The sequence below is a fragment of the Sulfurimonas sp. HSL3-7 genome (assembly GCF_039645985.1).
Classification (GTDB): Bacteria; Campylobacterota; Campylobacteria; order Campylobacterales; family Sulfurimonadaceae; genus Sulfonitrofixus; species Sulfonitrofixus jiaomeiensis.
The window spans coordinates 970,442-983,046 of sequence record NZ_CP147919.1; the positions used below are offsets into that span (position 1 = coordinate 970,442).

Here is a 12,605-nt window from a genome sequence, read left to right on the forward strand (position 1 = left end):
CGATGAAAAAAAATATGATCTATGAAGCACAGGGCAAACGTATCGATCTGACGCAGCTGACCCGGCTTTACCCGGCCGCTACGGTAGATGTACACGGTGAATTGGCACAGGTCTCACTGGAGTGGGCAAAGATGGAGAAAAAACAGGAAGTCCCCATTGCCTCCTATGTCCTGATATTTGACATTGATCCTCTGGGCGAAGTGCCAAATAACCGCATTGAACTGGTTTACGAGAGTGAAGAGGCGCTCATCGAAGGGATGAAAGAGGTCGCCAAATACTTTGAGTAAGCGTACCCACCTTCGCGAGGTCTTAGGGCTCGCACTTCCTGCCGCTTTTAAACATCTGCTTGATATTTTACAGCTGCTGATCGATATGATCATGGTGGGCATGCTCAATGTCGCTGCCCTGGCGGCAGTGGGGATGAGCATGCAGTTTATGATGGTCATTAATGTAGTCATGACGCTCTATATTGTCGGGGGCAATGCCGTCATAGCCAGGCTGATCGGTGAGAGGCGCCGCCACCGCGCTTCTGCGCTTCTATACTCCCTGGGCCTCTTTGCCCTGTTGCTCTCGCTGCCGATCAGCCTCTTCGGTTTTCTGAATGCCGAGAATTTCTACCTGTGGATGGGTGCTGAAGCGGAGTTGGCGGAATTCGGCCGGGACTATTTCGGGATTCTTATGCTGGGCTTGCCGCTTATCTTTCTTGATGCACTGATGTACAATGCGCTTTCGGCAGCGGGCGATACGACCTCCTCGCTCTATATCAAGATCTTCTCTGCCATGATTAATCTGCTCTTTAACTATCTGCTGATCTTTGGCCACGGCGGTTTTGACGCGATGGGCATTGCCGGAGCAGCGTATGCCACGATAATCGCTTACGGCTTTAATCTGTTGATCTATCTCTTTCTTTTGGCGCGCAAAGATGCCAAACTGCATCTGATATACCATTTTACGAAAGCCGATCTGATCCGGGCACTGCATGTGGGCAAACACGCCTCGCTGGAGCGTCTGATCAGTGTCAGCTCTTTTATCCTGTTCGTGGGTGTGATCACAGCGTACGGCACCGCGGCCATTGCGGGGTATCAGGTCGGGCTTCGCATTGAAGGGCTTGCCTTTATGCCGGGTTTCGGCTTTGCTATTGCCGCAACAGCCCTTGTTGGCCAGAATCTCGGAGCTAAGAAATATGAGGCAGCCTATCAGACGGGACTCTATGCGACCAAAGTCGCGATCTTTCTGATGGGTTTTCTCGGTCTGGTGATGGCCCTTTTTCCCGCCTTTTTCATCGGATTTTTTACGCAGGACAGCGCAACGATCGCATCGGCATCGATCTACCTGCAGCTTGTCGGTATCTCACAGGTGCCGCTGGCAATGACTTTTGTCATCAACGGCGCGCTTCGCGGGGCAGGGGCGACCAAGACGACCTTGCTGGTGAACGTGCTCTCGTTATGGCTGCTTCGGGTTATTCCGTCTGTCATTTTGTATTATCTGGGGTTTGAATTGATCTGGATCTTCATCGCGATGACGGTCGAGACCTTTATCAAAGGCGCCATCTTCTGGTATATCTACAGACAGCGCAAGTGGCAAGAGGTGAAGGTCTGACTACTCGATAAGCGTCATAGGATCGATATGCGCACTGTTTTGCGTGACCTCAAAAATAAGTTCATTGTCAACACGGCCGATAACAGCGCCCTTTTTGACCTTTTTGCCTTTCTGTATGGTCGGTGCGATCATATCCAGGTGGGCATAGATAGTATGCAGTCCATTGGCGTGTTTGATAATGACTACGTTATCCAGAAGCGGGGTGTTTTTGGCAAGGATGACTTTGCCGTTTAGCACAGTGTTGACTTTGGCGTTGCGCTCGGTCGGTTGCAGGGTAACGGATTCGTTGTAGATCTTGATCTTATAGATGGGGTCCGTGTAGGGACCGAACTCTTTGACGAGCTTGTACCCTGTTAATGGCGCGATAGTTTTTTTACCGCGGTATTTTGCCGATTTGACGTTCTGATAACTTGAGCCTCTTTTGGTGACTTTGGCATGCGCAGTTGTTCTCTTTACGCTCTCTTTTTCTTTCTGTGCTTCTTGTGTCCGGACGATATTGAGTTGCGCGAGGGTCTTTTGCAGCGCTGCTTTTTGTGCCATCAGCTTATTGATTGATCTTTTATACCGCTTTTTGTCTTTTTGCAGGCTCTGAATACTCTGTTTGTTTTTTTGCGTCGCTTCCAGCAGTTCGATCTTCTGTTTGTCTATATTGCCAATTGCTGACTGGAGTTGCTTTGTACGCAGTTGATAGTCTTGTATGGTTTTGGTATTGACAGTATGCGCTTGTTCAAGATTCTCTATTTTACGCTGTGTCTGGATATTAAGTTCGTGCATGATCTCTTCGGTGATGATGGACTCTGTCGTGACGGCATTTTTCTCTTTGAGCAGCATATTGATGGAAAGGTTACGTGCAAGTGCTTCAATAAGCTCTTTTTCGATGAGCGCCTGTTTCCTTTCAAGCAAAAGCTGTTCCTCTTTGAGCTGGGAGAGCTCTTTGTGATTTGACTCATACTGCACTTTGGAACTTTCCAACTCTTTTTCCAGGCGTTCGATGTGCGCTTCCTGTACGACCAGGTCTTTCTCTTTTCGCTGGATCGCCTTTGCCGTCTGCTGCATCTTTTTATGAAGACTGGAGTACTTTTTGTCAAAACTTTTGATCTCTGTACTGGTCTTATTGATCTGTTTATTGATGTCCTCTTTTGCGAAGAGCGTAGAGACGATGAACAGAAGAGAGAGTAGGAGAATACGCATCAGACCTCTTCTTTGTGGCCGATAACGATAAGGGTCGCAAGGATGACAGAGAGACAGAGCGCAACACCGACGATCAGGAGACTGTCGTTGAAGGAATCAAACAGAAGGACATCGATACCGATGGCACGGAGCTGCTCGTCACCGATGTTTGCATAGCTGACGTAGCTAAAGGTGCTTATGGCCAGAACAGAAGCGATCAGGGCATCGACGATGGAGAGTCTGAAGAGCACTGCAGATCGCATCCAGACCGGTGCACCGAACATCGCCATAATACTCATACGCTCATTATGCTGGAATTGCCAGATGCGCATCTCTTTAAGGACGAGCAGGGAGGTGACCGCAAAGATGGCAAGCGCAAAGATGATCACGACCGATTTGAAAAGCAGCAGTAACTTATAGAGGGTGTCATGGCTTTGGGCAAAATCCTCTACGCGCGAAATGGCACTGCTCTTTTCGAGTCTTTTACGCAGCTCCTGTACCTCCGAAGGTGTCGGAAAGTGGTCAAGATGAAGCGAGTAGAAGTGGGGAAGCGAGAGCTTCAACAGGTCGATATGGCGCTGTTTCATCTGTGACTGAAGATGTTCGATCACCTCTTTGGTCGAGATCTCCTGCGCATTCTTGATCTTTGGGCTTAAAGCGACAAGGGCATCTGCCTTCATCTTCTTTTCGGTGACAACAACAATGCTGTAGTTCTCGTTTAAATTGTGTTCATAGGCGTTGACGGTGCGCTCGACAACAATGTAGATCTGCATCGTAAAAACAATGGTAAAAAGGGCGATGATCAGGGAGAGATGATTTTTAACAGATTTCATAGATGCTCCCGTGCTCAATATTGAAATGCTTATAATCAACCGAGAGATCATCGGGGATGTGGTGGGTAACAACCAGCACGGTTGCTTTGAGCTGGCTGTTGGCGCCTTCGAGCAGGTTCCAGATCAGTTTTGACGAGTAGTTGTCGAGGTTTCCCGTCGGTTCGTCCGCCAATATCAGGATCGGGTTGTGTGCCAGTGCTCTTGCCATAGCGACGCGCTGCTGCTCCCCGCCGCTGAGTTCCGGCGGATATTTTCCCACCTTGTGCGAGAGTTTGACATGGTTGAGCAGCTTTTCGACCTGAATGTCACTGACATCTTTGGCATAACCGTTGATGATCAGCGGCAGCGCCACATTTTTCTCTATCGTCCACTCTTTGACGAGTTTGTAGTCTTGAAAAACGATTCCGATATGACGGCGAAGAAAACCGAGTTTGGCGTTCGTTATCTTGTTGACCTCGACACCGCCGACGATCAGACTGCCGCTCTCGGGTTTGAGTGCACCGAAGAACGATTTCAGGAGCGTCGATTTACCGCTGCCGCTTGCGCCTGTAATGAAGACAAAATCACCGGAGTTAACGGAGAAGTTCGCTTTTGAGATGATGCTCTCATCGGTACTATAGGCAAGGGAGAGTTCCTGCGCCAAAATAACCTTATCCATGAAGCATCTCGTCCAAATGTTTGTGAATAGCGAAGTTGGTCTGTGAAGGAACCGGCCGGGTAGGAAAATAGTAGCTTTTCTCGTTGCCGATAATGACGTAGAGGTGTTCCGGTCTCTCAAAACTTCCCATTGAGATCCTGAACATCATTCTTCCGTCATCGGTCTGATAGAGACGTTCAAAATGGATAAAGCCGCCTTCGACCTTTTTCGTTGTCCCGTTGAACGTTCTCAGACGCTCTTCATCCAGACCGCTTTTAAAGTCGAAACTGCCTTCAATCGTCAGTTCGGGGCTTGTCTCCTCATTGATCAGCGTAATGTCGTAGATGTTTTTCTCCATCTTCTTCCAGCGGTCTTCATATTTGGAACTGATGGCGATATCCTGGTTCTTGTTGACCTCCAGCTTTGCCTTGTTAAGTGCGATAAAGGTCTCCCATGAGTAGGCAAAGTAGTTCTCGCTGTCGGTGCGGAGTTCAAGACGTCCCTGCGGTGCCAGTACCCGGGTCGATTCATTGATAAAGGCGGTCGATATCACACGTCGGTGCGGTTTCTTGTCCCAGGGTACCGGGAAGTGGACATAGATGCGGCTTGCGATATTGGAAGGGACAAGCTCCAAAAAAAGCCTTGCATCGTAATCAAGCAGAAGCACGTTTTTAAGGTTCATAATGTTGATCTGTTTAAGGGCCTGTTCGATGGAAGGTTTATGGATCTCGATGCCGATGAAAAGAATGTCTGGGTTCTCTTTGGCCTGGTGAAGAAGGTGACGGCCCGATCCGAAACCGACTTCGATACGCACATCTTTCGCCTCCGGAAAGCCCTTGGCAAAGTCATGAATGCTCCATAACGCCTCTTCCTGCTCAAGATGGATGTTTTTGGAGGTGTCATTGACATTAGACGCCACTATTTCGCTCCCGCTCAGCGCGGCGTAGGCATTGAGGGCCTGCTTGATGAGGTAGGTCGGCGAGGGACGGGAGATCTTCTCACTTTTTAAAAGCGACTTCTCGGCTGTCTCTTTGACAAGAAGAAAAAACTCTTTTTCGTCAATACTGGTCGCAATAAGGCGTTCGTCATCATGGGCAACATTGCTTGCCATGAAATGAAAGCGGACATTGCCTTTTTCGGCAGGCAGAGGAACAGGTTTGAACGATTTGATATGGATATGCGGCATGGGTTATTTTTTGTCCTCGAGTTTGACTTCAACACTGTTTGACGGTGTGGATGCTATACCGTTTTTATCGACGCCGACGACACTGAACGTGTAGGTCTCTTCAGGCTTTAAAGAGCTGTCGATCATCAGTGTTTTTTTGATGTTCTTAAACTGTTTTGTCTCACTTGACAAAAACCCTTTATCTGTCTCTTTGGTCACGATATAGGAGATTGTTCGGCTGTCGCCGGCTTTCCATGTGAGCTGCACGGTGGCATTTTCTACCATGGCGACAAGATCTGTCGGTGCCTTCGGTGCATCGAGTGTTGTGCCCATTGCAGTCTGTGCTGCATTGAGCTCGCCTGCCAGACCGTCTACACTGACGGCAACGACTTTATAAAAGTACTTCTGACCCGGTTCTTCGATCTTGTCGATAAAACTTCCGCTTTTCAGCTGATCGGCAATAAGCGTGTAGCGTCCTTTGCTGCGGGTGGCACGGTAGAGCTGATAATGGGCCACCTCTGTATCGGCTTTTGTCGGCCAGCTCAGCTCGATGATACCCGCCTTGCCCTGCGTTGCGCTGATCGTGCCGAGCGGTTTTGGCGGTGCCTTGGTGACAACGGCGGTCGTCTCGCTTGGCTGGGAGAGAATGTCGTTGTGGGTGATGGCTTTGAGGCGGTATTCGTAACGGGTGTTGTCATCGAGCCCCTCATCGATATACTCGGCACTCAGGCGACCTTTGATAACGGCGATTTTACGCCATTTGTCCGCGCCGCCTTTACGGCGTTCCAGATAATAGGCGACAACGCTGCTGTCGGTGTGCGGACGCCAGACCAGTTTGGCGCTGCGCGGCATCGCTTCGGCCGTCGAAAAGAAACTGACCGAAGGCAGTAATGCCCTGGTTTTGACATCGACCTGTTCGCTTGCGATAGAGGCTTCTCCCCGTTTGTTGTAGGTTGAAAAACGGTAGCGGTAGAGCGTTCCCGGTCGAAGCCCCTCATCAAGATAGTGTGTTACGGCGGGATTCCCGATTTTGTCGATCGACGTTAACGCATTCGGATTTTTGGCGTTGGGATCATTTCGATAGACGATATACCCCTCGACACGATTGTCTGTAACGGGCTTCCACTCAAACGCGGCAGAGGTCATATCGCTTAAAAAGCCGTTGAGTGACACTTTTTGGAGTGTTTTGTCAATTTTCGGCGTTTTCGATGCCGAAGGGCCTCCGGTACAAGCGCTAAGCAGCACTAATATCGAAGTGGCGCTCAAAATTTTCTTGAGGTAACTGTTCATTGATAATCTCCTGGTCGAAGTTTTTTTCTAAATACTCTTTCATCGCTTTGCTCAGCGGCGCTGAAAACTGGCATCTCTTTTTGGTCGTCGGGTGGATGAAGTAGATGACATAGGCATGCAGCAGTATCTGCTCCTGTTTGTCATTTTTGATGCCGTAAAGATGGTCGCCTAAAATATGACGCGAAAATGTCTCCAGGTGGACGCGGATCTGATGGGTACGCCCGGTGAAAAGCTTGCAGGCGATCAGCTCGTTTTTCTCATCTTTGGAGAGTGCGAGCTTTTTGAAGAGGGTCCTGGCCTCTTTGCCCCCTGCCACCTCTGCCATCTTCAGACGGTTCTGGCTGCTGCGGCCGATAGGCTTGTCAACTGTCACAAACGCCTCTTTAAGCGGCGGATTGATCACCGCCAGGTAGTAGCGGCCCATTGATTTGTCCTGCAGCTGCGCCGAGAGTGCTTCATGGGCTTCGTTGTTTTTGGCGACGACCATCACGCCGGAAGTCCCTTTGTCCAGACGGTGGACGATACCGTGACGCTCTTCGCCGCTGAGCGTCGAAAGGCGTATGTTTTTGTGTTTAAGCCAGTCGACAAGGGTCGGCTCTTTGACACTTGGGGCAGGGTGGACTGTCAGTCCGGAGGGTTTGTTGATGACCAGCAGGTCGTCATCTTCATAGAGGATCTCTACATCGAAATCGATCTCTTTGGCAGGGGTGACCTTGGCCTCCGGAAAGGTGATGTTCACCTCTTGGCCGATTTTGAGCTTCAGGCCGGGCTTGGAGACCTTCTTACCCTCGACCATAACGGCATCCTGCTTGATGAGCTGGACGATCTGATTGCGGGTAACACCCAGTTCACTGCTTAAAAAAGTGTCCAGTCGAACGGTGTCAGTGGCATAAAATGTGGTCGATTTTGGTGTCATTATTGTCCGTTATGTTACAATTCGCTCAATATTTTAAAAGTGACATTATAAAGGTAGCTGATTGTGTTTAAAATTGATCGCCGTATTTTAGCACATTTTGATTATCCCACCATTATATTACTGCTGCCTTTGATCTTTATCTCGCATTGGTTGATCAACGAGGTTCATCCTGTCCTTGCCCACAAGCATTTTGTCTATGTCAGTGTCGGTATTCTGGTCTTTATCTTTTTCTTTTTTCTTCCGCTGCGGCGTTTCAGCTGGCTCATACCGTTTTTCTACTGGCTTAATATCGGTCTTCTGATCGCCGTCGAGTTCTTTGGCCATTCGCGTCTGGGGGCCAAACGGTGGATCGATATTCCTTTTGTGAACTTCACTTTGCAGCCCTCAGAGCTGATGAAACCGGCCTTTGTCTTGATGCTGGCCTATCTCATCAGCCGCAACCCGCCGCCGAAAGACGGTTATAAACTTATGGATTTTCTGAAGATCAGTTTTTTTATTTTACTGCCGTTTATCCTCATTGCCAAAGAGCCTGACCTCGGGACAGCGACCGTACTGCTTCTGATCGGTGCGGGGACACTTTTTCTGGTCGGGGTGAACTGGAAGATATGGGCGACGCTGGTTACCGCTGTTCTGATCTCGGCACCGCTGCTCTATACCCAGCTGCATGCCTATCAGAAACAGCGTATTGCGGACTTTTTGGGCGAAAAACCTTCCTACCACGTTCAGCAATCGATTATCGCCATCGGCTCGGGCGGGGTGGTTGGAAAGGTCAAGGAAGAAGCGACCCAGACGCAGATGAAGTTCCTGCCGATCGCTTCGAGCGACTTTATTTTTGCCTATGTGGTCGAGCGTTTCGGTTTTATCGGCGCCTTTTTGTTGATCTCGCTCTACGCGGCAATCATCCTACATCTGTTGAGTCTGAGCACGTTCAGCGATGACATGTACATCAAGGTGGTTGCGGCGGGGATTTCGCTGATGATCTTTATCTACATGTCGGTCAACATTGCGATGACGATGGGGATGGCCCCTGTCGTGGGGGTACCGCTGCCTATGTTCAGCTACGGCGGCAGCAGTTTTGTCAATTTCATGATCCTTTTTGCCATCTTGCAGAATCTGCTGGCCTTCAGATTTAAAGAAATGTACACAGGGCGGGGCAAAAAAAGTTTTGTCTAAAGAAAGTTTGTCTATACTTTCGCCCTTCCAGCATTGATGTGGGTCTTTAGCTCAGCTGGTTAGAGCTCCCGGCTCATAACCGGGCGGTCCAGGGTTCGAGTCCCTGAGGACCCACCACCTAAATATCCCTATAATACGCTGTCAAAAACAATCAACTCTTTTTTTTCGATAATTTTCGGTGTTTCTTCTATTGAACTTTTCATAATCAGTAAAAATTATTCATGGCTTAGGTCCTTACGCTGATAGCTTTTCATAATTTTACGAATCGCCATTTCAGCTATACTAAAATTACACTTATTCCCATAAACTCATACACAAGAAGGAGTTTATATGAATGTAATACCTTCGGTCATCGGTTACGATTCAAGTATTCAGGCGGATGTCAAGACCTTAGAAACATCCGCTCTCTTCGGCATATCATCCATCTATAAATCAGTAGGGGGATTTGACACGCTAAATATCTATGAAGCCGAGGCTGAAAAATAGAACTGCTTGCTGTGGTAAGTACTGCTTTAGGGGGATACCACAGCCAATACAAAACATCTTATCAAAGGAAGGAAACCATGAAAACTATCACATTGGCAACAGCAACCTTATTGTTGACAACAACAATGGCAATGGCGGCAGAGCCTGAACAAATGTCCCAACGTTTTATGGAGATGTCCAAACGTTATGACAAGATCATGCGTATCGGTGTCGATGTAGAGGGAAATCAGGACGATGTCAAAGCCGGCACGGGGGATAAAAAAGATATAGGCTACGAAATCGCTTTCGGTGTTGAAAAAAAGGTGGATGATTTCCGTTTTGGATCGCGGATCATGAACACCTTTTACAACTATGGCGACAAGACCTATTATCAGGGCGGCAATAAAACCCTTAATACGAATTACGGCGCAGAGATCTCAATGAGCCGCTTTTATAAAGCGACACAGTATTTTAAGCCCTATCTCGGCGCGGGTTTCGGTATCAATAAATCCAGGACGACCCATAGTGGTTCCAATGCTATGGAAGAACGTTACGCCCCAACGCTGCATCTGATAGCAGGGGTTTCGGGTGAAGTGATCGTAGGTATCGGTTATTATGTAGAGGTCAAACGCCGTTTTGCCGACCATACGAATCAGATTGACGGCGTCAATGGGACAATGACCACAGCGGGTGTCAGTTATCAGTTTTAATGCATAGTAGTGCTTTGCAAAGCGGCTATAAGCTCTCAGGTGTAGTCCCGGATAGGCGGTCCGTCGCACTCAGGGTCGCGTCATTGCTTTTGGCTTTCTCTTTTTTGCGCCATGTTATGCTTTCGGCGATGATGCGTCTGTCGTTGACCATGTTGCTCAAAAAGAGTTCCACTTCGTCCAGACTGTTTGGCTCGCCCATGTTCATCAGTAAGATTGCACGTTTCATGTCTGCTCGCTTTTTTTAGTGCGATCTTACGCTTTGCGAGGCTCTCTTGGTAGGGTGAAATGTCAACTGGTAGAAAACACCTATCCAAGCAGGTGTTTTAGTGAACTTTCAAGGTTTGGATAGTCAAAAGCGAAACCCGCTTCAGTCAGTGCTCTGGGGTAGACCTCTTTGGAACCGGTCAAAACAGATGCCGCCTCGCCGTACATGATCCGCAGGGCGAATTCGGGAATCGGCAGGATGGTCGGGCGGTGCAAAACACCACCCAGTGTTTTGGTAAAGACGTAATTGGTGACAGGATTCGGGGAAACGGCATTGAAGATGCCGCTGAGGTGCCGTTCGATGACAAACCGGTAGATCTTCATCAAATCACCGATGTCGATCCAGCTTGTCATCATCCTGCCGTTGCCGATGATGCCGCCGACACCCAGACGAAACGGGGTCAGCATCTGAGCAAGCGCACCGCCGTCGGGCCCCAGGATGACCCCAAAGCGCAGGATCGTGGTCGGTTTATGGCAGGCAAGGGCCTCGACTTCCCACTCTCTGGCGAGCATACCGAGGAAGTCGCCGGCGATCTCTGTCGTCAATTCGTCACACCTGAGGCCATCGGGGTAGATCCCGATGGCCGAGGTGGAGATAAAGTGTTTGACCCCGCTTTGGTTGATCGCCCTGACGAGCTTTCGGGTCGTTGCGATGCGGCTCTCCAGCAACACTTTTTTATAGGGGTCGCTCCAGCGCTTGATAATGGGTGCCCCGGCAAGGTTGATGACGACATCCACCGCCTTGAGTTTCTTGAGTATAGCCGCTTCGTCATCATCTCGGGCGATAATGACACAGTCGTCAAAGGTCTTCTGCAGAGCGGCTCCGACAAATCCGCTCGCTCCTGTCAATGCGATCTTCATAATACACCTCCTGTTTTAACAGTATAGACTTTTTTGGCGGCATCCGGTATCTTTTTTCCGCACTTACTTTGCACCTTGTTCATTCTGTGCATGTTGTAAAACAGAGCGGACCATATCCCGAAATACAAGGTAATGTACCGGGACAAGAGCAAACCAGTAGAGTCTTCCCAGCACCCCTTTCGGAAGAAAATAGGCACTCTGTATCAATTGGCCGTCATCGATTCTGAACTCCAGCCACGCCTTGCCGGGAAGACGCATCTGTGCATACAGAAGCAGTCGCTCATTCGCTTTGATATCGACGACCTTCCAGAAGTCCAGGCTGTCACCGATACGGAGTTCGGTCTGCGATCGTCTGCCCCGGTTAAGACCTGCACCGCCGGCCATCTTGTCGATAACGCCTCTGATCTTCCATAGCCAACCATAACGGAACCAGCCGTTGACGCCGCCGATCGCAAGGCAGCTTCGGTAAACGCGCTCACTGCTGAGGTCTCCAAGAGGCCGGATCTGTCTGTCGACGAAGAGCGCATCGGCGATGGAGTGTTTATGGTCCGTCTCCCAGACGCCGTTACCGCCGTCGCTCCAACGGCTGATGACCTGGTTCTGCTCTGCCTCCTGCAGCGCCTTGCGAATACTCTCCTTGAAAGAGGCGGGGCGGATATCACCAAAGAGTATGTTGGCCGTGTCGTTTTGAACGACTACCTCCGAGCGAAGCCCTTTGATCAAAGAGTATGCGACGTTGAATGGGACGGGCGTAAAGAGGTTTAGCCAGTAGGATGAGAGGCCGATAGAGAGAAAGGGGACCGGGAGGATAAAACGTTTGAGGCCCATTACCTCGGCACACTGCTGCATCATCTCCTGATAACAGAGTACCTCCGAGCCTATATCGACCATGTGGCTTCCTGTTATACGCGCCTGCCTTGCATGGTCAAGGTAGCTGATGACATCATCTATGCCGATCGGCTGGGCACGGGTCCGTACCCATTTAGGTGTGATCATGACCGGGAGTTTCTGGATAAGATGGCGGATGATCTCGAAACTGGCACTCCCCGATCCGATGATGACGCCGGCACGAAACCAGATGACATCAATCTTCTTTGGGTATTCGCTCAGAATCCTCCCCGTCTCGATCCGGCTGAGCAGATGCTCGCTGGTCGCTTCGTTGACGATGCCGAGCCCGCCGAGGTAGATGATCTTCTCCACCCCGGCCCCGATCGCGGCATCACGGAAGTTTTTCGCACTGATCCTGTCACGCTCGGCAAAATCTTCGCTGCCCAGTGAGTGGACGAGATAGTAGGCGATCTGCACACCTTTCATCGCCTGCTCAAGCACCTCTGTATCAAAGGTGCTTCCTACAAAGACTTTGGCACGTTTACGGGCTGCAGTGCCGAGAGAGTCCGGATGGCGCACCAGCAGGTGGAGACTCACCTTCTCATCTCCGAGAAGCTGCTGCTTTAAACGGCGCCCGATATAACCCGTTGCACCGGTAAGAAGAATACGCTGTTTTTTCTGTAGGCTCTTCATA

Annotated in this window: 14 protein-coding genes and 1 tRNA gene; 6 read left to right on the plus strand and 9 right to left on the minus strand. The window is 49.8% G+C overall.

Annotated elements, in window-relative coordinates:
- The first annotated feature begins 2 nt into the window (after positions 1-2).
- Together WCY20_RS04935 and WCY20_RS04940 are read left to right on the plus strand one after the other, a co-directional pair.
- Positions 3-287: a hypothetical protein gene (locus tag WCY20_RS04935; RefSeq protein ID WP_345977465.1), complete on the plus strand. Its 285-nt coding sequence runs from the start codon at positions 3-5 to the stop codon at positions 285-287.
- Positions 280-1,599, plus strand: a complete 1,320-nt coding sequence (locus WCY20_RS04940) for an MATE family efflux transporter (protein WP_345977466.1) — start codon at positions 280-282, stop codon at positions 1,597-1,599. Before WCY20_RS04935 ends, WCY20_RS04940 begins: the two co-directional genes overlap by 8 nt.
- Here the strand turns inward: WCY20_RS04940 and WCY20_RS04945 are convergent, their stop codons facing one another.
- Genes WCY20_RS04945 through WCY20_RS04970 form a run of 6 tightly spaced genes read right to left on the minus strand, consistent with a single transcriptional unit; the run spans position 1,600 to position 7,610 of the window.
- A complete protein-coding gene (locus tag WCY20_RS04945) occupies positions 1,600-2,790 on the minus strand; it encodes a peptidoglycan DD-metalloendopeptidase family protein (RefSeq protein ID WP_345977467.1) in 1,191 nt (396 codons plus the stop codon).
- Positions 2,790-3,602 (minus strand): cell division protein FtsX, encoded by an 813-nt coding sequence (locus WCY20_RS04950; protein WP_345977469.1) that lies wholly within the window; start codon positions 3,600-3,602, stop codon positions 2,790-2,792. The genes WCY20_RS04945 and WCY20_RS04950 overlap by 1 nt, the downstream gene beginning before the upstream one ends.
- Positions 3,589-4,260: an ATP-binding cassette domain-containing protein gene (locus WCY20_RS04955; RefSeq protein ID WP_345977471.1), complete on the minus strand. Its 672-nt coding sequence runs from the start codon at positions 4,258-4,260 to the stop codon at positions 3,589-3,591. The genes WCY20_RS04950 and WCY20_RS04955 overlap by 14 nt, the downstream gene beginning before the upstream one ends.
- Positions 4,253-5,425: a tRNA (guanosine(46)-N7)-methyltransferase TrmB gene (trmB, locus tag WCY20_RS04960; protein WP_345977472.1), complete on the minus strand. Its 1,173-nt coding sequence runs from the start codon at positions 5,423-5,425 to the stop codon at positions 4,253-4,255. The genes WCY20_RS04955 and trmB overlap by 8 nt, the downstream gene beginning before the upstream one ends.
- Positions 5,426-5,428: 3 nt before the next feature.
- Complete coding sequence (locus WCY20_RS04965) at positions 5,429-6,694, minus strand: hypothetical protein (RefSeq protein ID WP_345977473.1); 1,266 nt, start codon at positions 6,692-6,694, stop codon at positions 5,429-5,431.
- Entirely contained in the window at positions 6,639-7,610 is a 972-nt protein-coding gene (locus WCY20_RS04970; RefSeq protein ID WP_345977475.1) for an RluA family pseudouridine synthase, read from the minus strand. The genes WCY20_RS04965 and WCY20_RS04970 overlap by 56 nt, the downstream gene beginning before the upstream one ends.
- A gap of 63 nt (positions 7,611-7,673) precedes the next feature.
- Between WCY20_RS04970 and WCY20_RS04975 the strand changes: the two genes are divergently transcribed.
- From WCY20_RS04975 to WCY20_RS04990, 4 genes are all read left to right on the plus strand, one after another.
- Positions 7,674-8,783: an FtsW/RodA/SpoVE family cell cycle protein gene (locus tag WCY20_RS04975; RefSeq protein ID WP_345977477.1), complete on the plus strand. Its 1,110-nt coding sequence runs from the start codon at positions 7,674-7,676 to the stop codon at positions 8,781-8,783.
- A gap of 40 nt (positions 8,784-8,823) precedes the next feature.
- Positions 8,824-8,900, plus strand: a tRNA-Ile gene (locus WCY20_RS04980).
- Positions 8,901-9,113: 213 nt separating this feature from the next.
- Positions 9,114-9,269 carry a hypothetical protein gene (locus WCY20_RS04985; RefSeq protein ID WP_345977478.1) on the plus strand — a complete coding sequence of 52 codons (156 nt, stop codon included), beginning with the start codon at positions 9,114-9,116 and terminating at the stop codon, positions 9,267-9,269.
- Between the two features lie 77 nt (positions 9,270-9,346).
- Positions 9,347-9,958: a hypothetical protein gene (locus WCY20_RS04990; protein ID WP_345977480.1), complete on the plus strand. Its 612-nt coding sequence runs from the start codon at positions 9,347-9,349 to the stop codon at positions 9,956-9,958.
- A gap of 25 nt (positions 9,959-9,983) precedes the next feature.
- Here WCY20_RS04990 and WCY20_RS04995 read toward each other — a convergent pair whose 3' ends face one another.
- The 3 genes from WCY20_RS04995 to WCY20_RS05005 form a co-directional block, all read right to left on the minus strand.
- Positions 9,984-10,184: a ferrochelatase gene (locus WCY20_RS04995; RefSeq protein WP_345977482.1), complete on the minus strand. Its 201-nt coding sequence runs from the start codon at positions 10,182-10,184 to the stop codon at positions 9,984-9,986.
- 80 nt (positions 10,185-10,264) lie between these two features.
- Positions 10,265-11,083 (minus strand): TIGR01777 family oxidoreductase, encoded by an 819-nt coding sequence (locus tag WCY20_RS05000; protein ID WP_345977483.1) that lies wholly within the window; start codon positions 11,081-11,083, stop codon positions 10,265-10,267.
- Positions 11,084-11,146: 63 nt separating this feature from the next.
- A complete protein-coding gene (locus tag WCY20_RS05005) occupies positions 11,147-12,604 on the minus strand; it encodes an SDR family oxidoreductase (protein WP_345977485.1) in 1,458 nt (485 codons plus the stop codon).
- Position 12,605: the final 1 nt, after the last annotated feature.